A 21,071-nucleotide genomic window follows, 5' to 3' on the forward strand; every position below is an offset into this window, starting at 1 on the left:
ACGCAGCCAGCGGTCGTCAGGCAGCGACACGTATGACCGACGAGGCCGGGTGCAAGCCGCAGGCGCCAGCCGTCGCCTGGCAGTGCTGCGGTCGGCAGGTCTTGCGTTGTCAGCCGGCGGCGGCTTCTTCGCGCAGTTGCTCGGCGCGCTCGGCGCCCAGGTATGCGCCGATGGCGCGGCGCGCCAGATACAGCAGCGGGATCAGTGCGATCGCAAAGCCCATCTTGTAGACGTAGTTGAGCGTGCTCACCGCCAGAAACTGGTCGGTGGACCAGTGCTGCGGGCCGAGCACGAAGGCGATGTAGATCACCACGAAGCTGTCCATCAACTGCGACACCGCCGTGGAGCCGGTGGCGCGCAGCCACACGTGCTTTTCGCCGGTGGCGCGGCGGATGCGATGGAACACCGACACATCGATCAACTGGCCGAACAGGAAGGCCACCAGCGAGCCGCCGATCGTCCACAGCCCCTGGCCGAACACCGCTGCAAAGGCGGCCTGGTAGTCGGGCACGCCCTGGCTCTGCGCCGCCGTGACCCACCAAGCCGCCGGCGCCAGTGCGATGGCGGCGAACGCGAACACGAAGCCGTAGCCGATCAGCGCCACCGCCACCCACGAGATGAAACGCACCCCGCGGCTGCCGAAGAACTCGTTGATGGTGTCGGTCATGATGAACACCACCGGCCACAGCAAGGTGCCGGCGGTGAAGCTGAGCGAGCCGGTCTGGCCGAACAGGTTCCAGTTCAACGGCGCGATGCCGAGGGTGTCTTCCAGCGCGAAGATCTTGACCCCGATGAACTCGGCCAATGCCGCGTTGACGCAGAAGAACGCGGCCAGCGCAATGAACAGGCGAACCGCACGATCGTCGAGGGTGCGCACCTGTGTCATGGCGTTAGCGATCCGCGGTACGGGTAAAGGGAACCGATTCGGGCGCCACTGCGCCGCCGGAGATGATGAAGCTCATCGCCTGGTCCACGCTCCAGTCGGTGGGCGTGAGCAGCTCCACCGGCACGATCTCCAGATAGCCGGAGGTCGGGTTGGGCGTGGTCGGCACGTACACCGCCGCCAGCTCGCGGCCGGTGCCCTGTTCCTTGATCACCCGCGTGACCAGGCCCACCGACTTCATGTCGCGGTGCGGGAAGTCGATCAGCACCACGCGCTGGGTGCTGCCGGGCTGGGTCTGCAGGATGTCGAGCAACTTGCGCGCGCTGTCGTACACCACGCTGGCCAGCGGGATGCGCCGCATGATCGCCTCGAACCAGCGCAGCAGGCGCTGGCCGATCACCCGCCGGCTCAGGATGCCGACGAACAGGATCGCGCCCACGGTGGCGATCAGCGCGATGGTGTTCTGCACCCACAGCGCCTTGATCCAGCCCAGATAGTCGGGGAACGAGGCGGCGATGCGTTCGGACAACGGCACCACCCACGGGCTGCTGATGCCCGACAACAGCGAGAACACAAACTTCACCACCACCCAGGTCAGCCAGACCGGCAGCAAAGTGAGCAAACCGGTCAGAAAGACGCGTTGCAGGGAAGGGCGGGTGGGCGGAGTGGGGGATTCGGACATACGCGCATTGTAGGCATTCGGCCGCGTCCGGTGCAGGCGCGCGGCGCGCCTTGTTCGCCGGGGAGACGGCAAGTGCGCATCGGCGTATGCAACTCGCGGCTCTGTCCGGGCCGCTCTAAGATGACACAGCTCATCCACGGACGGTTGCCCCCGCATGCTCGCTAAATTCCTCAAGTCGGCCCTGCTGGGGCTATGCATCCTGGTCGCCCTGCTGGTGGCCCTGTACGCGATCTCCGCGCGCTGGCCGATTCCTGACGCGCAGCGCCAGGCGTTGGCGCAGATCGATCAACCACCAGCCGCACCGCCGGCAGGCTCGAATCTATTTGCTGCACTCTGGTTGCTGCCGTATGCCGTGCCGGCTACAGAACAGGACGTCGTGATGGCACGCGATCTGCAGCGGTTTGCGAAGGCCAGGACTGCGGCCGGTTTTGTCAGCGACGCAGCGCGCTATCCGCGCACGCCGCCGTGGCCAGCCGCTGCACCGCCCAAGTGCAACTGGTCCACTCCAGACTGCCTGGACAAGGTGCGCGCTCAGCCCCAAGCCTATGCCGATGCGCTGATGTCACAGGCACCGCTGTTGCAGCGCGCCGCCACGCTGTCATCGCGTGACTATTACCGCAATCTGTTTCCGACCCGTGCCGACACACCGCTGCCGGAGTTGCAGGGGTTGAGTGTGCCGATGACCCAGCACGCGCTGGACTTCGTCCAGGGCCACCAGCAGGCTGCGTTGTCTGGCGTGTGTGCGGACGCACAGGTGGCGCGCGTGCTGTTGCGCGGTCAGGACACACTGATCGCGACGATGATCGGGGCAGCCATGTTGCGCGGTAACGCCGAGCTGTTCACCGACATGCTGAGCGAACTGCCGTCCGCCCAGCCGTTACCTGCGCATTGCCAAGCGGCATTTGCGCCGTTGACGATGGATGAGACCAGCCTGTGTGGAGGTCTACGCGGCGAAGCACGCTTGGTCAGCGCCAATTACCGCGCGGTCGTCGAAGCCGGCGGCGAGCAGCGGCGCTGGTACGACAGGCTGGTACCGCCGCTGCTGGACGTTGAACGAACCCGTGCACTGACCGCGCCGTATTACACCTGGGCCTGCCACACCGACGTGCGCACGCAGCTGGAGCAGGACCGCAAGGTGGCGACCAGTGCCATACCCGCCGCGCCAACAGTGACCTTCGCCTGTATCGCTAACGCAATCGGCTGCCTGTTCGCCGACGTGGAGCATATGGATACCGCGCAGTATCAATGGCAGTTGCAGGATCTGGCCGCGACAACGCGGCTGACCTCGGCAGTGCTGTGGCTACGTGCGCATCCTGCCGAGCAACAGACGCTGGCGCAGCGCCTGGATCAACTGCCCGCCACGCTGATCCGACCAGGGCGCGACATCACCGCTGTAAAAGATGGAAAGACGCTAGAACTGCCGCGTTACGCGCGCAGCGATCACGCCAACCTGCAGATGCCATTGGCGGCAAGCAAGGTGGCACAGGCAGCAGCGATGCAGGGCAAGCCGTGACACTTGCGGCTGCAGAAGGCGACACCAGGGCAGGCAAGCACGCGTCGCTGATTGCATAACGGGCAACGCCACCCAGGAACGGATCCCGGGTGGCGTTGTCAGGCACTACATCAGCGTGATGCCCCTACTTAGAACCGGAAGTTCAACCAGCCCATCACGAAGGTCGAATCGCCGTAACCGGCCTTTTCGAGCGCGGGCCCGGCCATCAGGTGTTCGGCGCGGAAGGTGACCGACCAGTTCGGGTCGATGTTCCAGGTGGCGTTGATGCGCGGCATGGTGCCGATGCGGCGCTCGCCGGTGCTCTGCGTGCGGGCGTAGGCGCGTGCCTGGTTGTTGTAGATCGCATCGCTGGTGGTCTGCCGCCACAGGGTTTCCCATTCCAGGTTCACGGTGATCTTGGAAGTGGGCGAGAAGGTGAACGTGGGCGCGGCGGTGACCAAGTTGACCGGGCCGAAGAACGTGGCCCAGCTGAAGTAGATCGTATTGCCGTACAGGAAGTTGTTGTTGCGCAGCGTGCCGGTGCCGGAGGTGCCACCGCCGCCGGAAGCGATTTCGCTATGGAAGCCCAGCCGCGGTTTCCAGCCCGATTCGCTCAGCGTCCAGGCATTGGAGGTGCTGGCCATGTAGGCACGCAGATCGCGCCCGCCGTAGCTGCCGCGCTGCACGGTCACGAACGAGTCGGTGCGCAGCTTGCCCACATTGCCCCACAGGCGCAGGCCGTAATAGTTGCGGTTTTCTTCGGCGGTCTGCCGGCCCCAGATCTGATTGTCGTTGCGGAACTGGTAGAAGAACGGCTCCAGGTACATCGGCTTGGCGGTCGGCATGCGATAGCCGCCGACCACGCCGCGGAAGTGCCGCGAGCGGTCGATGCGATCATCGCCCAGGCCCTCGGTGCCATCGAGGTTGAAGTTGAAATCGAACAGGTCCACACGGGTCTTTTCGCCGATCGCCCAGGCGCGCACACCGTTGAAGGTCACGAAGATATCGGTGTTGTCGCGCAATGCCATCAGCGTGGTGGGACCATCGACAAACACCTGACGACCGACTCGCAGGCCGAGGTCGGCATCTTTGACGCGTCCTTTCACATCGAAGAACACCTGCTGCAGGATCGCGTTGTTTTCCTGCGTGCCGGTCTTGGTACCTTCGTTGCGTCCATCCAGGCTGCCGTGCGCCAGTTCCGTATACAGACGGAAATGCTCGCCGACATGGAAGTCGGCGCCGAAGAACGCGCGCAACAGATACTGCTGCTGCGAATGGCTGCCGGGAATCAAACCGGGATTGGTGATGGTATTGCTGCGCACGCGCAATTCATTGCTGAGCGAGACATACACATCGCCCGATTCATTGAGCGGAATATATTTGAGCGGATCGAACGGACTCTTGCGCTTGGACGGATCCTTCAGATACGACCAGTCTTCGGCCCAACGCACCTGCCACATGTTGCCGCCCTGCTTGGCGCCCCAACCCTGCGCTTCCAGGGGATAACCCTTCGCGGCAGCGGGCGCTGCCGGAGCGGCGGGCGCAGCCTTTGCAGGCTCCGGCTGGGTCTGCTCGGCGTTGACCGGCGCGGTCTGCGCCTGCGCAAACCCCAGTCCCGGCAGTGACAACCCGATCGCCAAGCACAGGCGCCGGGTGGCACCAAAGGAAGTTTCAGCCATGGCCGGCTGTGCCAAGCGTGCTAGTCGCATCGTGTCGCCCTATCGAAAAAAGTGAGTCGTCTGAGCGAGTGGTATCGGCTCAGTGGGCACTGACTGTAGTGGAGCGCTGCCGCAAAGGGAGTAACCCAATGGTTCTAAGCACATGAGCGGGGATTGGGGAGTCGTGATTGGGGATTTGCAAAAGCAGGCATGCAAGCGACGCCCTAGTTCTTCTTCAGTCCGCTTGAGTCAACGCAAGGAAATTCTCGGCCGGAATGCTCTGCGAATCCCCAATCTCCAATCTCCAATCTCCAATCCCCGCCTCATGACTACCGGCACATCCACTATACCCAACTTCGCAATAGCATTGCCTTCGACCTAGCGGAGATGGCCGATGAGCGAACCCGATGCCTACCTGCGGAAATTTCAGAAAGAGCTGAGTGCCGGCACGGTGTCGCTGGCCTTGCTGGCGGTGCTGGCGCAGGCCGAGGAGCCGCTGTACGGCTATCTGATCGCCAAGCGCATGGAGCGGCTGGACGGCGTGCTGAGCGGCAAGCAGAGCGCGTTGTATCCGGTGCTGCGCAATCTGGAGGGGGCAGGGTTGCTGCAAAGCCATGTCGAGCCGTCGGCGTCCGGCCCGCCGCGGCGCTATTACCGCATCACCCAAACCGGGCGTGATTGCCTGCGCGACTGGACCGCCGCCTGGCACGCCACCCGCGATTCCGTTGACTCAGTGCTGGAGGGGACCCACTCATGACGACCATTGCGCAGGCACGCCCGTTGCCGACCACCATTCCCGATTACCTGGCACAACTGCGCCAGGCCCTGGCCGGCGCGGACCCGGCGATGATCCAGGACGCGCTCTACGACGCCGAAGAGTATCTGCGCGCCGAACTGGCCGAGCAGGCCGGCAAGAGCGAAGCGGAGGTGATCGCCGGCGTGGCAGGCAGCTACGGTGCGCCGGATGAAGTGGCCGAGATCTATCGCGAAACCGAAGTGACGGTGACACGTGCACTGCGCGCGCCGCTGCCGCGCAGACGCAGCACATGGTACGGCAGGTTCTTCGGCGTGGCTGCCGATCCACGCAGCTACGGCGCGCTGTTCTACATGTTGTTGTCGTTGGTCACCGGCGTGTTCTATTTCACCTGGGTGATCACCGGCGCGAGCCTGTCGGCCGGCTTGATGATCCTGATCATCGGCGTGCCGTTGCTGGTGCTGTTCTTCGGATCGGTGCGGGTGCTGTCGCTGGTGGAAGGCCGCGTGGTGGAAACGCTGCTGGGCGTGCGCATGCCGCGTCGTCCCGCCCATCCGGGGCCGCAAGGTGGCTGGCTGCAACGCATCGGCGCGATGTTTACCGATGCGCGTACCTGGAGCACGATGCTGTACTTCCTGCTGATGCTGCCGCTGGGCATCGTCTACTTCAGCGTGTTCACCACCTTGTTGTCGTTGGCGCTGGGCCTGGCCGCTTCACCGCTGGTGCTGCTGTTCGACAACACGGCGGTGCTGACCTGGGATGGTGTGGATGTCACCAGCGCTTGGCTGACGCTGCCGTTGTTCGTCGTGGGCGTGCTGCTGCTGTTCGTCACGCTGCATCTGGCACGCGCCGTCGGCAAGCTGCACGGCATGTTCGCCAAGCACCTGCTGGTCAAGAGCGGTGAAGGCTGAGTGCATCGTGTGATTGCCGGTTGCCGGTTGCCGGTTGTGCGGCACGCGGCACGCGGCTGCGATCGCTGCAGTGTCACGTGGTCTGTAGTGAAAGGTCTGAAAGACGCAACGACTTGAAGTCCCGTAGTCGTGTAGGTGGTTGGACAGTGCGGATGGAGCGGTTGCAGGGCGGCTGCTCTGTGGCTTGGCTGCAGGGCCCTTGCCCACCCACCATCGCAGGACACGCCGCAAGTACGTCCTTGTAGGCTCTTACGCGGCATCCATGCCGCATAAGGTCCCGCGACGGTGAGCGGGCAAGGACCAGTGGAGATGGTCGGTGTGCATGGTTTTAAACAACGCAATCGATCAACTCTCTGGTGCGGTGTCCTCGCCGGTTGCGGGACCCTCAGCGGCATGGACGCCGCTGAGGAGCCTCCAGGGACGGATTCACGGCGTGTCCCGCGAGCGGCGAGGGCACCGCGCGCTCGACGAACCGAGCGTTTGACTGCACTCAACCGACGTTGCTGCGCGAAGGCCTGGTGTTAGCTGCGTAGCGTTTGATCTGCAGCTTGGCTGCAGGCCCTTGCCCGCCCACCCTCGCAGGACACGCCGCAAGTACGTCCGTGTAGGCTCTTACGCGGCATCCGTGCCGCGTAAGGTCCCGCGACGGTGAGCAGGCAAGGACCAGTGGAGATGGTCGGTGTGCATGGTTTTAAACAACGCAATCGATCAACTCTCTGGTGCGGTGTCCTCGCCGGTTGCGGGACCCTTAGCGGCATGGATGCCGCTGAGGAGCCTCCAGGGACGGATTCACGGCGTGTCCCGCGAGCGGCGAGGGCACCGCGCGCTCGACGAACCGAGGTGTTTGACTGCACTTAACCGACGTTGGCGTACAAAGGCCTGGTGTTGGCTGCGTAGCGTTTGATCTGCAGCTTGGCTGCAGGCCCTTGCCCGCCCACCATCGCAGGACACGCCGCAAGTACGTCCGTGTAGGCTCTTACGCGGCATCCGTGCCGCGTAAGGTCCCGCGACGGTGAGCAGGCAAGGACCATCGAAGATGGTCGGTGTGTGTGGTGGCAAGCAGTTTCAATAAAGCGACCGGCAAACTGTCTTGTGCGGGCGCCACGCACCTTGCCACGCAGTGCGCTGTCTTTACGCGAACCAAAAATCTGCGCATAAAAAAACGCCCCTTGATCGGTCTCGATCAAGGGGCGTTTTTTGTCGGCCGATCAGGCGCGCTTGCCGCGCTTGCGGATCGGGGTGACGGTGGCGGGGTCGCGGCTGCCGACCGGGTCGGCATCGTAGCGAGCGATGAATTCGCGCACCTGCGGGTACACCACTTCGCGCCAGCGACGGCCGCTGAAGATGCCGTAGTGACCGGCACCTTCCACCACCAGATGACGACGATGCGCCGCATCGATCCCGGTGCACAGATCGTGCACCGCTTCGGTCTGACCAAGGCCGGCGATATCGTCCAGTTCGCCCTCGATGCTGAGCAGTGCGGTATTGCGGATCGCCGACGGCTTGACCAGCTGGCCATCCACTTTCCACTTGCCCTGCGGCAGCAGGAAGTCCTGGAACACCACGCGGATGGTGTCCAGGTAATACTCGGCCGGCATGTCGAGCACGGCGTTGTATTCGTCGTAGAACTGCCGGTGCGCCTGCGCGTCCTGCAGGTCACCCTTGACCAGATCGGTGTAGAAATCCCAATGCGACATCACATGCCGGTTGGGGTTCATCGACAGGAAGCCGGCATGCTGCAGGAAGCCCGGATACACCTGCCGGCCGTGGCCCGGATACGGGAACGGCACGGTGTGGATCAGGTTGTTCTGGAACCACTCGATGCCATTTTCGGTGGCCAGGTTGTTGACCTGGGTCGGGCTGCGGCGCGCATCGATCGGCCCGCCCATCATCACTAGCGAGCGCGGCGTGGGTTCGTCGTTGGAGGCCATCAGCGACACCGCCGCAAGCACCGGCACGGTGGGCTGACACACGCTCACTACATGCAGGCGCTCGGCGCCGATGTGACGGATGAACTCCTGGATGTAGCTGATGTAGTCCTCGAGCCGGAAGGCGCCGGCTTCCAGTGGCACCATGCGCGCATCGACCCAGTCGGTGACATAGACCTTGTGGTTGCGCAGCAGGGTGCGCACGGTGTCGCGCAACAGGGTGGCGTGGTGGCCGGACAACGGCGCCACCACCAGCACGGCCGGCTGCTGCTTCATCGTGCCGATCAGCTCGACATGGTCGCTGAAACGCTTGAAGCGCAGCAGACGGCAGAACGGCTTGCTCAGCACCTCGCGTTCGATGATCGGCAACGAATGGCCGTCGACCTCGACATCGTCGAGCGCCCAGGCCGGCTTTTCGTATTCCTTGCCCAGGCGATGGAACAGCTCATTGCTGGCCGCCATGCGTTCGGCGCCCGGGAGCGAGGCCCACAGACTGTCGGGGTCGGAGAACATCTTGGCGTTCGCCTGGGCCTGGTGCACCCAAGGGGCTAGCAGATTGCGGGTCAGCTCGTGCAGTTGATAAAGCATTCCACCCATCCGTGCGGCTCTTTGCTGCCGCGCAGCATACCCCCTTTGGCGCATTTGCACCTTAATGGGGCTGCGGACGGTAGAGGCTGTCATACGACTTATGGCAGGCGTCAGCGCGTTGATTGGCCGCGATTTTGTTTGCCGCGATTGGTGATCCTTCGGATGGCTGTGCGAGCCGAAAGCGCGCGTTCGTCGCAGAACCCTATGGCTGCTGGACGATTCTTCTTTCCTGCAAGGCGGGGATGGGTGAGGTGCGCGGCAAAGCCCAGTGCACTCAACCCTCATCAGCGCTCGATCTCCACCAGGCTTCGCACGCACCCTCATCCGCCCCCGCGGGGCACCTTCTCCCTGCGGAAGAAGGGAATGAAGCCGCTCAGCGTGCGCAGAGGGATGCGTGAACTAAAGCCCCTCTCCTGCGGGAGAGGGGGGTGAGGGGACGCGGCGAAGCCACTTGCCATGCGTGCCTCAACCGGCCAACGTCCTGCTCAGCCGCGCTCCAGCGCAGACGCCTCATCGGCCAATTGCGGCGACAACCAGCAGTGCGAGCCGAGTGCAGCAAACCCCACGCTGGCGAAGCGGCGCCGATACCAGCGCGCCGGCCGCGCCTGAAAGCCATCGTGGTCGCCTTCGAAGGCATCCTCTTCGGCGAAGGTTTCCAGAAATGCCACGCCCGCGCACATCTCGGCCAACCCCGGCAGGCCCTGGTTGAACTCGCGCGTGGACACGTAATGCAGCACGTCCGAGCAGATCAGCAGATCCACTGGCGCGCACGGGCGCAGCCAGGCGAAATCGCCGAAGCGGGCAGGGTGGATCTGCCGGCTGCGTCCGTAACGCTGCACCGCGTAGGCGCTGCTGTCGAAGCCCAGATAGCTCAGCTTGGGGCGTAACGCCAGCAATGGCGCGCGCCAGGCCGCCTCGCCGCAGCCGATATCCAGCACGCTGCGGATCGGGCGCTCCAGGTAGTACTCGGCCTGGCTCACCGCCAGTGCGACCTTGCGTCGCAGACGCGCAGGGTCGGCCAGCCCGGCATCCCGGTACCAGCGGCGGAAATAGTGGGCGTCGTACTGCTTGTCGTCGGGTTCGGACATGGACGTCAGGTGCTTTCGCGTCGGCGGATAGGTGAAAATGCGGGCCATCCTACGCCAGCCAGCGAAGCCAGCACATGACCCTGTACCTGTGGATCAAGACCTTCCATCTGTTGTTCGTCACTGCGTGGATGGCGGCGGTGTTCTACCTGCCACGCATCCTGGTCAATATCGCCGAAGCCGGTGCCGAGCCTGCGGTGCGCACGCGTCTGGTGCTGATGGGGCGCCGCCTCTACAAATTCGGCCACAGCATGCTGGGGCTGGCGCTGCTGCTGGGCGCGGTGCTGTGGCAGGGCTATCGGGTGATTCCGGATTTCCCGACGATGGTGGCCGGTGGCTGGCTGCACGCAAAACTGTTTGCGGTGGCCTTGATCCTGGCGCATTACATCGTGGCCGGGCGCTGGCTGAAGGGCGTGGATCAGGGCCGCAGCCTGCCCAGCGGCCGCGCATTGCGGCTGTTCAATGAAGTGCCGGTGGTGTTGCTGGTCGGGGTGATCTGGCTGGTGCTGGCCAAGCCGTTCTGACACAACGCCCGGGCAATGCATGCGCTTGCCGGATGCGCTTGGTCGTCGCTGGCGTGTTTGCGCAGCACGGCGGTGATGTGGCGCGGATGGTCGAGGGATTCCGCCAGGGCGCCATTGCGAAACGGCTGCGTCGACGATTGCAGCAGGTGATCGATCCGGGCCTTCAGGCTTGCCGCTATCCCCATCCTTTCTGGGCATGGCGGCGCCCTCGGTTGCGTACCAGGTCTTCTGGACACACGGTGCGCGCATCCTGTGTGTTTCGCCGCTTGAGTATCGCGTCAGGCGGCGATCACGCCTGGGCGCCGAGCTCGCTCAGTCCCTTGCGCGCCAGGTCGATCCAGGCGCGCTGCTCGCGCTGGTAATGCTTGGGGGAGGCGGCTGCGTGGCGCAGCACCTGCTCGAGGACGGCCCTGGCGTCTTGCGGGCGCGCGGCGCGCAACAACAGCTGCGCATAACGCACGCGTGCCTCTTCGCCCGGATAGCCTTGCGCAAGCGTCTCGTATTCGTGCAGCGCCTCGTCGATGCTGCCGCTGTCTTCGACTGCGCGCGCGTACAGCAGGTGCCCGTCGTGCGAACGGAAACTCGGATTGGCCGCGATCAACGCGTCCAGCGTCTTGCGTGTGTCTGCGGCCTGGCCCAGCCCGTACTGGGCCTTGGCCAGGCCCAGCATCAGGTCCGGATCGTCCTGGTAGATGCCGCGCAGCGCGCCCTGATACAGCTCGGCGGCACGCGCGTAGTCGCCCTGTTCCAGCAGCGTCTGCGCGAGGCGGCGGCGATTCTCGGGGGTGTCGGCCACATCCAGCTGGCGCGATGCGTCGCGTTGTTCGCGTTGCGGATCGATGCGCTGACGCACCTTGCGCAGGCCACGGCGCGCCGTCGGGTCGTTGCGCAGGTCCGGGATCACCGCCACGCACACGTAGACCAGGACCGCCAGCAACGAAAACGCCAGCAGGATGAAGATCCAGTACAGCGGGCGGCCGCTGCGCACCACATGTACGCAGCAGGCGGCTTGCAATACCAGCGACAGCAGAAGTAGCGGGCTCATATCCGAACAGGTCCTTCCATGGTGGGCAATCGTCTTGCTGGCTGGCAATGCTGCGTGCAGCACCATCGCCCCGGCAGACCTCCGATCAGTTGCCTTCGTAGGCGCCGTAGCTGCGCAGGCGCTCGTAACGACGCTGCAGCAGGCCCTCGACCGGCAGCTTTTCCAGCGCTTCCAGCTCGTTGAGCAGCACCGCCTTGAGGCGCTTGCCCATCTGCTCGGGATTGCGATGCGCGCCGCCGGTGGGTTCGCGGATCACCTTGTCGACCAGGCCCAGGCCTTTCAGGCGCTTGGCGGTCAAGCCGAGCTGCTCGGCCGCGTCCTTGGCCTTGGCCGCGTCCTTCCACAGGATCGAGGCGCAGCCTTCGGGCGAAATCACCGAATAGGTGCCGTATTCCAGCATCAAGGTGCGGTCGCCCACGCCGATCGCCAGCGCGCCGCCGGAGCCGCCTTCGCCGATCACGGTGCAGATCACCGGGATCTTCAGTTCGGCCATCTCCAGCAGGTTACGCGCGATCGCTTCGGACTGGCCGCGCTCTTCGGCGCCGATGCCCGGGTAGGCGCCCGGGGTGTCGATGAAGGTCAGCAGCGGCAGGCGGAAACGCTCGGCCAGCTTCATCAGGCGCAGCGCCTTGCGGTAGCCCTCCGGGCGCGGCATGCCGAAATTGCGGGCAACCTTGCTCTTGGTGTCGCGGCCCTTCTGGTGGCCGATGATCACCACCGCGCGGCCATCGATACGGCCCAGGCCACCGACGATCGCTTTGTCGTCGGCATAGGCGCGGTCGCCGGCCAGTTCCTGGAATTCGTCGCAGATGGTGTTGATGTAGTCCAGCGTGTACGGGCGCTGCGGATGGCGCGCCAGCTGCGAGACCTGCCAGGCCGACAGGTCGCGGAAGATCTGTGCGGTACGCACGCGCAGCTTGTCGCGCAGCGCACGCACCTCGGTGTCCACGTTGACTGCAGGACCGGTGCTGGCCTTGCGCAGTTCCTGGATCTTTGCTTCCAGATCGGCGATGGGTTGCTCGAAGTCGAGGTAGTTAGGATTCATGCAGTGGTGTCGTCGACGTAAGGCGGGGAGTGTAGCTGAAGCGCTGCCTTCGGCCCGTACGGGGCCGTTCGGTGGCGGGGATTCGGGAGTCGGGATTCGGGATTGGCAACAGCGGCGCTGCTGCGTTCGGGTTGCTGTTGCCAATCCCGAATCCCGAATGCCCAATCCCCGCCCCTCAAGCCCACGGAGGGCTGTACTTGATCTTCAAGGTCCGCACCGCGGGGTCGGCGCGCAGGTTGTCCATCAGCTGCTGGTCGATCCGCACCGAGTGGCTGCCGTTGAGGTCGAGCATGCCGGCCACGCCGCCGGTCGGGGCGCGCAGCAGCAGGTCCAGGCGCAGGGGCGTCTTGCCGGGTCGGTGCTTGGCCAGCAGCGCGTCGATGCGCTTCCAGGCCTGTTTCTCGCGCAGGTCCAGGCGCAGCGACAGGCGCTGCGCGTGGTCGGCGCAGATCTGCTCGTAGTCCCAGCATTGGCGGATGCGCAGGCTGTAGCCGCCGTTGAATTCGTCCTCGCGCAGGCCGCCCTTGACGATCAGGATGCGGTCGCGGGTGAGCAGATGCCCGAACTCGGCCATCGCATCGGAGAATGCGCTGCATTCGACCCGGCCACGGCCGTCTTCGAGCTGCACGAACACCTGGCTGTCGCCCTTGCGCCGCACGCCGATCACCTGGCCGGCCAGGATCGCGCTGACTTCCGGGCGCCAGGCGCGCTTTTCGCCATCGCCACCGCCGCCACCGCCGCGTTGTTGCGAGGCGAGGATCTTCTCCAGCGCGCCCAGGTCGCAGCCGACCAGCTCGCGCACTTCGTCGCGGTGCGGGTCGAACGGGTGACCGCTGAGATAGAAGCCCAGCGTTTCGCGCTCGCCGGTGAGCAACTGGCCCAGCGGCCATTCCTTGCTTTCGGGCAGGTCCAGACGCAGCGCCGGCGCGCTCGGGTCCGGCCCGCCGAACAGCGAGTTCTGGCCCGAGGCGCGTTCGCGCGCCAACTGCTCGGTGGCCTTGACCACTTCCGGCAGCTGCAGCATCAGCGAGGCGCGGTTCTTGCCCAGCCCGTCCATCGCGCCGGCGTTGATCATCGCTTCCAGCGTGCGCCGGTTGAGCTTGGCGGTGCCCACGCGCGTGCAGAAATCCAGCAAGGTGGTGTAGGGGCCGCCGCGCTGGCGTTCTTCGACGATCGCCTCGCAGGCGCCCTGGCCGACACCCTTGATCGCGCCCAGGCCGTACTGGATGGTGTCCGGGCTGGCGGCCTCGAACATGTAGGCCGACTCGTTGACGCGCGGTGGCTTGACGGTCAGGCCAAGATTGCGCACCTCATCGAGAAAGCCCACCACCTTGTCGGTGTTGTCCATGTCCGAGGACAGCGTCGCGGCCATGAATTCGGCCGGGTAATGCCGTTTCAGCCAGGCGGTCTGGTAGCTGACCAGCGCGTAGGCGGCGGCGTGCGACTTGTTGAAGCCGTAGCCGGCGAACTTCTCCATCAGGTCGAAGATTTCGTCGGCCTTGGCCGCGCTCACTCCGCCCTTGGCCGCGCCTTCGCGGAAGATCTCGCGGTGCTTGGCCATTTCGGCCGGCACCTTCTTGCCCATCGCGCGGCGCAGCAGGTCGGCGCCGCCCAGCGAATAATCGCCGACGATCTGCGCCATCTGCATCACCTGCTCCTGGTACACCATGATGCCGTAGGTGTCCTTGAGGATGACTTCGGTGCGCGGATCCGGGTAGACGATCTCCTGCTGGCCGTGCTTACGCGCGTTGAAGTCCGGGATCAGGTCCATCGGGCCGGGGCGGTACAGCGACACCAGCGCGATCAGGTCTTCGAAACGGTCCGGGCGCGCGTCCTTGAGCAGGCGGCGCATGCCCGAGGATTCGAACTGGAACACCGCGCCGGTATTGCCCGAGGCGAATACGCCCTTGTAGGTGGGGGCATCGTCGAGCGGAATGGCGCTGATGTCGACCGGGTCGATGCCGGCGCGTGCGTGACGCACGTTGATCGCCTTGACCGCCCAGTCGATGATGGTCAGCGTGCGCAGGCCGAGGAAGTCGAACTTGACCAGGCCGACCGCTTCGACGTCGTCCTTGTCGAACTGGGTGACCTGGTTCTTGCCGCGTCCGTCCTGGTCGTGTTCGGCGAACAGCGGGCAGAACTCGGAGAGCGGTTCGGGCGCGATCACCACGCCGCCGGCGTGCTTGCCGGCGTTGCGGGTGAGGTCCTCGAGCTGACGGGCCAGATCCATCAGGTCGCGCACGTCGTCCTCGACCTGATAGCGCTGGATCAGGTCCGGCGAGGCCATCTCCGAGTCCTTGCCTTCGCCCATCGCATCCTTGAGCGTGATGCCCAGGATGTTGGGGATCAGCTTGGCGACGCTGTCGACCAGACCGTAGCTGAAGCCGAGCACGCGCCCGGCGTCGCGCACCACCGCCTTGGCCGCCATGGTGCCGTAGGTGATGATCTGGCTGACCCGGTCGCGGCCGTACTTGCGCGCCACGTAGTCGATCACCTCGTCGCGGCGATCCATGCAGAAGTCGATGTCGAAGTCGGGCATCGACACGCGTTCCGGGTTGAGGAAGCGCTCGAACAGCAGGTTGTACGGCAGCGGATCCAGATCGGTGATCTGCAGCGCCCAGGCCACCAGCGAGCCGGCACCGGAACCGCGGCCCGGGCCGATCGGAATGCCCTGGTTCTTGCCCCACTGGATGAAGTCGGCCACGATCAGGAAGTAGCCGGGAAAGCCCATCTTGATGATGGTGTCCAGCTCGAATTCCAGCCGGTCGACATAGTCCTGGCGGGTCTTGCCGGGCGCGATCGGGTTCTTTTCCAGGCGTGCGGCCAGGCCCGCGCGCGACTGGCTGCGGATCCAGCTGTCCAGCGTCTCGTCTTCCGGCACCGGGTAGGCGGGCAGGAAGTAGGTGCCCAGGCGCATCTCGATGTTGCAGCGCTGCGCCAGCGCCAGCGTGTTGTCGATCGCGTCGGGCACGTCGGCGAACAGCGCGGCCATTTCGTCGCCGGACTTCAGGTACTGCTGGTCGCTGTACTCGCGCGGACGTTTGGGATCGTCGAGCACGCGGCCGGAGGAAATGCACACCCGCGCCTCGTGGGCATTGAAGTCGCTGGCGTACAGGAAGCGCACATCGTTGCTGGCCACCACCGGCAGGCCGCGCACACCGGCCGCATGCAGCGCGAACTGGTTGAAGCGTTCCTCGCCCTCGCGCCCGGTGCGGGTCAGTTCCAGGTGCAGGCCATCGCCGAACACGCGCTGCCAGTCGGCCAGTTGCTGCTCGGCCAGGTCGGCGCGGCCCTCGCCGAACAGGCGCCCGGCCAGGCTGTCACGCCCGGCCAGGGCGAACAGGTTGGCGTGGCCGCTCTGCAGCCACTCCGGGTGGATCGCCACGCCGCCTTCGGGGCGGTGGCCTTCCATCCAGGCGCGGGTCAGCAGGCGCGACAGGCTCAGGTAGCCTTCGCGGTCCCGGCACAGTAGGGTCATGCGCCAGGGCGTCATGTCCGGGGTGGCGATCATCACGTCGGCGCCGGCGATCGGCTTGATGCCCACGCCTTCGGCGGCCTTGTAGAACTTGACCAGCGCGAACAGGTTGTTGAGGTCGGTGACCGCCAGCGCGGGCATGTCGAGTTCGACCGCGCGGCTCAGCAGGTTGGCCTGCTTGGCCTTTTTCGGGTCAGCCTGATCCGGTTTCTCGGGCACACGGATGGTGGAATCCGCCAGCGAGAACTCGGTGTGGACGTGCAGATGGACGAAGCGGGAAGTGGACATGCGAGACCGGAATAATGCGTGGTCAGGGTAGCGAGCGTGGTCGGGTCGAACAAGGCTTGACAGCGCCGGCGCAGGGCCGCGGCCAGCTGCCACGGGGGCTGGGCGGTGCGGCCGATTCAGGCTTTGGCTAGCTGCGCGCAGCGCGACGGTGGCGATTGCGCGGATCGGCAGGCGTGCGGGGCTGCGTGTGCGGGACGCGACGCTCCAGGCCATGGCCGCAGCGGCGGCATGCACGCCAAGCGAAGGAGGACGCCATTACCGTTTCAGGTTCGCCCGGAGGGCGGTCGATCAGTCGGCCAGCAGCAGGTCATCGGCCGGGGCCGCGCAGGGCACGTCCCACGGCGACTGCGTCGCCTCGATGCCCAACGCACGCCGCACCGGGGCGAAGCTGCGGCGGTGCTGCGGGCAGGGTCCGTGGCTGCGCAGCGCGGCCAGATGCACTGGCGTGGCGTAGCCCTTGTGCTGGTCGAAGCGGTATTCCGGATGCTGGGCGTGCAGGGCGTGCATCAGGCGGTCGCGGGTGACCTTGGCCACGATCGAGGCCGCCATGATGGCGCGATCGAGCGCATCGCCGCCGATCAATGCCTCGGCCGGGCAGGGCAGGCCCTTGGGCACCCGGTTGCCGTCGATGCGCGCAAACCCGGCCACATGCGCCACGCCCTCCACCGCACGCCGCATGCCCAGCATGGTCGCCTGGTAGATGTTGATGCGGTCGATCTCCTCGCTGTCGATCAGCACCACCGACCACGCCAGCGCCCGCTCGACGATGCGCGCATACAATTGCTCGCGCCGCTGCGCGCTCAGCTGCTTGGAATCGTCCAGCCCGTTGATGCGCGGCTTGCTCGGGTCGAACACCACCGCCGCCACCGCCACCGGCCCGGCAAGCGGGCCGCGGCCCGCTTCGTCGACACCGGCAATCAAACGCCGGGATTCGGCATTCGGGATTTGGGATTGGCCGAACAAGGGCGACTGGCGCGCCTCGGCTTGAGCGCCCGCAGCGATGATCTTCACGCTTTTGCTCCTGCCGAATCCCCACTCCCCACTCCCGAATCCCGGCCCTCCAGCAGCCCAGCCACCGCATCGGCCGCGCGTGCCGATGCGTCGCGGCGCAGTTCGGCGTGCAGGGCGAGATAGCGCGGTTGCAGGGCGGCGACCTTTTCCGGGTGCTTGAACCAGTCCAGCAGGGCCACGCACAGCCGTTCCGGGGTGCAGTCGTCCTGCATCAGCTCGGGGGCGAGGTCGTCGTTGGCCAGGATGTTGGGCAGCGCGTAGCGGTTGACCTTGAGCAGGCCCAGCGTCCTGACGATGCGGTAGGTGAGCGGGGCGACCTTGTAGCCGACCACCATCGGGCGCTTGACCAGCATCGCCTCCAGCGTGGCGGTGCCCGACGCCAGCAGCACCACGTCGGCGGCCAGCATCGCGGTGCGCGCCTGGCCATCGAGCAGGTGCGAACGCAGCACCGGCAGCGACGACCGCGACAACTGTTCGGCCAGCAACTGCTTGCAGCCGGGGTTGGCCGCGGGCACCAGCACGTGCAGGTTGGGCAGGTGCTCGGACACCAGCCAGGCGGCCTGGAAGAAGGTATCGCCGAGCTTGCTGATTTCGCCATGCCGGCTGCCGGGCAACACCGCCAGCACCGTGCTGGACGCGGACAGGCCCAGATTGGCGCGCGCGGCTGCGCGATCGGCCTGGTAGGCGATGTCGTCGGCCATCGGGTGGCCGACAAAGCGCGCATCGATGCCGTGCTTGGCATAGATCGGCGGTTCCATCGGAAACAGGCACAGCACCAGGTCGGCGCTGGCGCCGATCTTTTCCGCACGCTTCTCGCGCCAGGCCCAGACCGAGGGGCTGACGTAATGCACGGTGCGCACGCCGCGCTGCTTGAGCCAGCGCTCGACCGACAGATTGAAATCGGGTGCGTCGATGCCGATGAACACGTCCGGCTTCCACGCCAGCACCCGCTCGCGGAAGGCCCGGCGCAGCTTCAACAGCCGCGGCAGATGCTGCAGCACTTCGGTCAGCCCCATCACCGCCAGTTCGCTGGCATCGAACCAGGTCTGGCAGCCGGCACCACGCATCGCATCGCCACCGATGCCGACGAATTCAGCGCCCGGATAGCGGCGACGCAGCTGTTCGATCAGGCCCGCACCCAGGATGTCGCCGGAGGCTTCGCCGGCGATCAGCGCGATGCGTGGAGAGCGGAGATTGGGGATTGGGGATTGGGGATTGGCCAGCGCGTCGTGCACGACTTCGCCCGGTGTGGTGTGGACGCTTTGCATCCCCAATCCCGAATCCCGAATCCCGGCCTTCATCGCAACAACGGCCTTTCCGCCGCCTCGATGAACTCGAGTAGCCCGCGCACGTCTTCGCTGCTCTTGGCCTGTTCGGCCAGTTGCAGCTTGGCTTCGGCCAGCGGCAGGCCGGCGACGTACAGCGTGCGGTAGGCGCGCTTGATCGCAGTGATGCGCTCGGCATCGAAGCCGCGCCGCTTGAGCCCTTCGCTGTTGATGCCGCGCGGGCGGCCCAGCGATTCGCTGCCGACCATGGTGAACGGCGGCACGTCGCCGTTGGTCAGCGCGCCCATGCCCAGGAAGGCGTGCGCGCCGATCCGGCAGAACTGATGCGCGCCGGCAAAGCCGCTGATGATCACGTAGTCGCCCACGGTGACGTGGCCGGCCAGTGTGGTGTTGTTGGAGAACACGCAGTGGTTGCCGACATGGCAGTCGTGCGCCACGTGCGTGTAGGCCAGCATCCAGTTGTCGTCGCCAACCACGGTGATGCCGCCACCGCCGCCAGTGCCGCGATTGATGGTGACGAATTCGCGGATCACGTTGCCGTCGCCGATCACCAGCTCGGTGCGCTCGCCGGCGTACTTCTTGTCCTGCGGTTCGCCGCCGATCGCGGCGTGGCCGATGAAGCGGTTGTTGCGGCCGATCCGGGTCGGGCCGTGGATCGAGCAATGCGGCCCCACCTCGGTGCCCGCATCGATCTGCACATCGGCGCCGATCAGCGAAAACGCGCCCACGCGCACATCGCTGGCCAGTTGCGCCGACGGATCGATGACGGCGGTGGGATGAATCAAGGGTGCTTGATCACGCATCGTGTCTCACCTCCAAAACGGTTATTCCTTGGCGCCGGCGCACATGACTTCGGCACTGGCCACGACTTCGCCGTTGACCTTGGCCTCGCCGTAATAGCATCCCATGTTGCGGATCAGGCGCTTCATCTGCACTTCCAGCATCAGCACGTCGCCCGGCACCACCTGCTTGTTGAAGCGGGCGTTGTCGACCTTGACCATGTAGAACAGCTTGGACAGCGCGTCGCGCCCCAGGCCGAGCTGGGTCATCACGCCACCGGCCTGCGCCAGTGCCTCGATGATGAGCACGCCGGGCATCACCGGGCGGGTGGGGAAATGGCCCTGAAAAAATGGCTCGTTGATGCTGACGTTCTTCTGCCCGACGATGCGCTTGGCATCCAGGTCGAGCTCGATGACCCGGTCGATCAGCAGGAACGGATAGCGGTGCGGGATCAGCGTCTGGATCTGGTTGACGTCGATCGGCAGCTCGTAAGTGGGGTGACTCATTCTTTCTCCTTGCCCACAGCCAGGATGCGCCTTGCCAGCACATCGAGTTGTTTGAAGCGCGCGGCATTCTTGCGCCACGTGCGATTGTCGGTGAGAGGGGTGCCGGACGAATACTCGCCCGGCTCATGGATGGAATTGCGCACCACCGACTTGCCGGTGATCACCACCTTGTCGCAGATCTCCAGATGCCCGACCACGCCGACATGCCCGCCGAGCAGGCAGTAACGACCGATCTTGGCGCTGCCGGCGATCCCGGTACAGCCGGCGATGGCGCTATGCGCGCCGATGTGGCAGTTGTGCGCGATCTGCACCAGGTTATCCACGCGCACGTCTTCTTCCAGCACGGTGTCTTCCAGTGCACCGCGGTCGATGCAGGTGTTGGCGCCGATCTCGCAGTCGTCGCCGATCACCACGCCGCCCAGTTGCGGGACCTTGATCCAGTGCCCGGCATCCATCGCCAGGCCGAAGCCGTCGGCACCGATCACCGCACCGGGATGGATACGCACGCGCTTGCCCAGGCGCACCCGGGTGACCAGGGTGACGCGGGCGATCAGCTCGCTGCCGTCATCGACCATGCAGTCCTCGCCGATGATGCTGCCGGTGCCGATCACGCAGCCATCGCCCACGCGGCTGCGCGCACCGATGCTGACGAACGGGCCGACGTGGGCGTTCGGCGAAACCTGTGCGCTGGAATCGATCACCGCGGAAGGGTGGATCCCCGGTTCGCGCACCGGCGCCACGTCGAACAAGGCCGCGATCTTGGCAAAGGCGGTATAGGGATCCTTGGCGACCAGCGCGGTGCCGCGTGCATCCGCCGCATCGTCGGCGCGCAGGACCACCACGGCCGCCTGGCTCTGGCCCAGTTGCGGCCGGTAGCGCGGATTGGACAAAAAGCTCAGTTGCCCGGCGCCGGCATGCGCCAGGGTGGCGACGCCACTGACTTCGACGGCGCCATCGCCAACGACGGTCAACCCAAATTGTTCGGCAATTGCACTGGCGGTCAAGCGCATCGGGGTGAACCTCTTGTAAATGTGGGAGCGCCGCTTTAACGGGGAAAAAACACCATTAAACAGTTCCCAACAAAGCCTGCGTATTTAGGGTCCTGTCGCAATCAAGCGGCGAATCCAGGA

At 65.6% G+C, this 21,071-nt stretch carries 17 protein-coding genes; 4 read left to right on the plus strand and 13 right to left on the minus strand.

The genetic code is table 11. The features are described from left to right. Positions 1-109: 109 nt before the first annotated feature. Together DYQ94_RS01605 and DYQ94_RS01610 are read right to left on the minus strand one after the other, a co-directional pair. The gene (locus tag DYQ94_RS01605) at positions 110-886 is read right to left on the minus strand and encodes a queuosine precursor transporter (RefSeq protein ID WP_160955259.1); all 777 of its coding nucleotides are present in this window, start codon (positions 884-886) and stop codon (positions 110-112) included. 4 nt (positions 887-890) lie between these two features. Continuing rightward, complete coding sequence (locus DYQ94_RS01610; RefSeq protein ID WP_024940643.1) at positions 891-1,565, minus strand: DUF502 domain-containing protein; 675 nt, start codon at positions 1,563-1,565, stop codon at positions 891-893. Between the two features lie 154 nt (positions 1,566-1,719). Between DYQ94_RS01610 and DYQ94_RS01615 the strand changes: the two genes are divergently transcribed. Continuing rightward, a complete protein-coding gene (locus tag DYQ94_RS01615) occupies positions 1,720-3,078 on the plus strand; it encodes a hypothetical protein (RefSeq protein WP_160955260.1) in 1,359 nt (452 codons plus the stop codon). A gap of 128 nt (positions 3,079-3,206) precedes the next feature. Here the strand turns inward: DYQ94_RS01615 and DYQ94_RS01620 are convergent, their stop codons facing one another. Further along, a complete protein-coding gene (locus DYQ94_RS01620; protein ID WP_160955261.1) occupies positions 3,207-4,766 on the minus strand; it encodes an alginate export family protein in 1,560 nt (519 codons plus the stop codon). Positions 4,767-5,109: 343 nt separating this feature from the next. Between DYQ94_RS01620 and DYQ94_RS01625 the strand changes: the two genes are divergently transcribed. Further along, positions 5,110-5,472, plus strand: a complete 363-nt coding sequence (locus DYQ94_RS01625) for a PadR family transcriptional regulator (RefSeq protein ID WP_160955262.1) — start codon at positions 5,110-5,112, stop codon at positions 5,470-5,472. Further along, entirely contained in the window at positions 5,469-6,380 is a 912-nt protein-coding gene (locus DYQ94_RS01630) for a sensor domain-containing protein (RefSeq protein WP_160955263.1), read from the plus strand. The genes DYQ94_RS01625 and DYQ94_RS01630 overlap by 4 nt, the downstream gene beginning before the upstream one ends. 1,208 nt (positions 6,381-7,588) lie before the next feature. Here DYQ94_RS01630 and DYQ94_RS01635 read toward each other — a convergent pair. Both DYQ94_RS01635 and DYQ94_RS01640 read right to left on the minus strand, forming a co-directional pair. Continuing rightward, positions 7,589-8,896: a polyhydroxyalkanoate depolymerase gene (locus DYQ94_RS01635; protein ID WP_065050133.1), complete on the minus strand. Its 1,308-nt coding sequence runs from the start codon at positions 8,894-8,896 to the stop codon at positions 7,589-7,591. A gap of 485 nt (positions 8,897-9,381) precedes the next feature. Continuing rightward, positions 9,382-9,984, minus strand: coding sequence for a methyltransferase (locus tag DYQ94_RS01640; RefSeq protein ID WP_160954889.1), 603 nt, complete (start codon positions 9,982-9,984; stop codon positions 9,382-9,384). 74 nt (positions 9,985-10,058) lie between these two features. On the opposite strand from DYQ94_RS01640, the gene DYQ94_RS01645 reads away from it, so the two are divergent. Further along, positions 10,059-10,505 carry a CopD family protein gene (locus DYQ94_RS01645; protein ID WP_016902407.1) on the plus strand — a complete coding sequence of 149 codons (447 nt, stop codon included), beginning with the start codon at positions 10,059-10,061 and terminating at the stop codon, positions 10,503-10,505. A gap of 289 nt (positions 10,506-10,794) precedes the next feature. Here DYQ94_RS01645 and DYQ94_RS01650 read toward each other — a convergent pair whose 3' ends face one another. The 8 genes from DYQ94_RS01650 to lpxD form a co-directional block, all read right to left on the minus strand. After that, entirely contained in the window at positions 10,795-11,550 is a 756-nt protein-coding gene (locus tag DYQ94_RS01650) for a tetratricopeptide repeat protein (RefSeq protein ID WP_126965523.1), read from the minus strand. Positions 11,551-11,635: 85 nt separating this feature from the next. Then, complete coding sequence (locus tag DYQ94_RS01655; protein WP_016902405.1) at positions 11,636-12,595, minus strand: acetyl-CoA carboxylase carboxyltransferase subunit alpha; 960 nt, start codon at positions 12,593-12,595, stop codon at positions 11,636-11,638. Between the two features lie 175 nt (positions 12,596-12,770). Further along, positions 12,771-16,358, minus strand: coding sequence for a DNA polymerase III subunit alpha (gene dnaE, locus DYQ94_RS01660; protein WP_065031798.1), 3,588 nt, complete (start codon positions 16,356-16,358; stop codon positions 12,771-12,773). 288 nt (positions 16,359-16,646) lie between these two features. Beyond that, positions 16,647-17,369, minus strand: a complete 723-nt coding sequence (gene rnhB / locus DYQ94_RS01665) for a ribonuclease HII (RefSeq protein WP_024940383.1) — start codon at positions 17,367-17,369, stop codon at positions 16,647-16,649. After that, entirely contained in the window at positions 17,366-18,637 is a 1,272-nt protein-coding gene (gene lpxB, locus DYQ94_RS01670; protein WP_160954888.1) for a lipid-A-disaccharide synthase, read from the minus strand. Before lpxB ends, rnhB begins: the two co-directional genes overlap by 4 nt. Positions 18,638-18,666: 29 nt before the next feature. After that, on the minus strand, positions 18,667-19,458 hold the full coding sequence (gene lpxA, locus DYQ94_RS01675) for an acyl-ACP--UDP-N-acetylglucosamine O-acyltransferase (protein WP_024940381.1): 792 nt from the start codon (positions 19,456-19,458) through the stop codon (positions 18,667-18,669). 21 nt (positions 19,459-19,479) lie between these two features. After that, complete coding sequence (fabZ, locus tag DYQ94_RS01680; protein ID WP_016902400.1) at positions 19,480-19,941, minus strand: 3-hydroxyacyl-ACP dehydratase FabZ; 462 nt, start codon at positions 19,939-19,941, stop codon at positions 19,480-19,482. After that, entirely contained in the window at positions 19,938-20,951 is a 1,014-nt protein-coding gene (lpxD, locus tag DYQ94_RS01685; protein WP_126965524.1) for a UDP-3-O-(3-hydroxymyristoyl)glucosamine N-acyltransferase, read from the minus strand. The genes fabZ and lpxD overlap by 4 nt, the downstream gene beginning before the upstream one ends. Positions 20,952-21,071: the final 120 nt, after the last annotated feature.

Origin of the sequence: Xanthomonas sp. LMG 8993 (genome assembly GCF_009835065.2) — a bacterium.
GTDB classification, from domain to species: domain Bacteria; phylum Pseudomonadota; class Gammaproteobacteria; order Xanthomonadales; family Xanthomonadaceae; genus Xanthomonas; species Xanthomonas arboricola.

Bases quoted from the DNA above. Each gene is read 5' to 3' on its own strand.
- DYQ94_RS01640 (WP_160954889.1), bottom strand. From the start codon at position 9,984: ATGTCCGAACCCGACGACAAGCAGTACGACGCCCACTATTTCCGCCGC.
- lpxB (WP_160954888.1), bottom strand. From the start codon at position 18,637: ATGCAAAGCGTCCACACCACACCGGGCGAAGTCGTGCACGACGCGCTG.
- DYQ94_RS01610 (WP_024940643.1), bottom strand. From the start codon at position 1,565: ATGTCCGAATCCCCCACTCCGCCCACCCGCCCTTCCCTGCAACGCGTC.
- DYQ94_RS01650 (WP_126965523.1), bottom strand. From the start codon at position 11,550: ATGAGCCCGCTACTTCTGCTGTCGCTGGTATTGCAAGCCGCCTGCTGC.
- DYQ94_RS01605 (WP_160955259.1), bottom strand. From the start codon at position 886: ATGACACAGGTGCGCACCCTCGACGATCGTGCGGTTCGCCTGTTCATT.
- dnaE (WP_065031798.1), bottom strand. From the start codon at position 16,358: ATGTCCACTTCCCGCTTCGTCCATCTGCACGTCCACACCGAGTTCTCG.
- DYQ94_RS01655 (WP_016902405.1), bottom strand. From the start codon at position 12,595: ATGAATCCTAACTACCTCGACTTCGAGCAACCCATCGCCGATCTGGAA.
- lpxD (WP_126965524.1), bottom strand. From the start codon at position 20,951: ATGCGCTTGACCGCCAGTGCAATTGCCGAACAATTTGGGTTGACCGTC.
- DYQ94_RS01630 (WP_160955263.1), top strand. From the start codon at position 5,469: ATGACGACCATTGCGCAGGCACGCCCGTTGCCGACCACCATTCCCGAT.
- DYQ94_RS01620 (WP_160955261.1), bottom strand. From the start codon at position 4,766: ATGCGACTAGCACGCTTGGCACAGCCGGCCATGGCTGAAACTTCCTTT.
- DYQ94_RS01625 (WP_160955262.1), top strand. From the start codon at position 5,110: ATGAGCGAACCCGATGCCTACCTGCGGAAATTTCAGAAAGAGCTGAGT.
- DYQ94_RS01645 (WP_016902407.1), top strand. From the start codon at position 10,059: ATGACCCTGTACCTGTGGATCAAGACCTTCCATCTGTTGTTCGTCACT.
- DYQ94_RS01615 (WP_160955260.1), top strand. From the start codon at position 1,720: ATGCTCGCTAAATTCCTCAAGTCGGCCCTGCTGGGGCTATGCATCCTG.
- DYQ94_RS01635 (WP_065050133.1), bottom strand. From the start codon at position 8,896: ATGCTTTATCAACTGCACGAGCTGACCCGCAATCTGCTAGCCCCTTGG.
- fabZ (WP_016902400.1), bottom strand. From the start codon at position 19,941: ATGAGTCACCCCACTTACGAGCTGCCGATCGACGTCAACCAGATCCAG.
- lpxA (WP_024940381.1), bottom strand. From the start codon at position 19,458: ATGCGTGATCAAGCACCCTTGATTCATCCCACCGCCGTCATCGATCCG.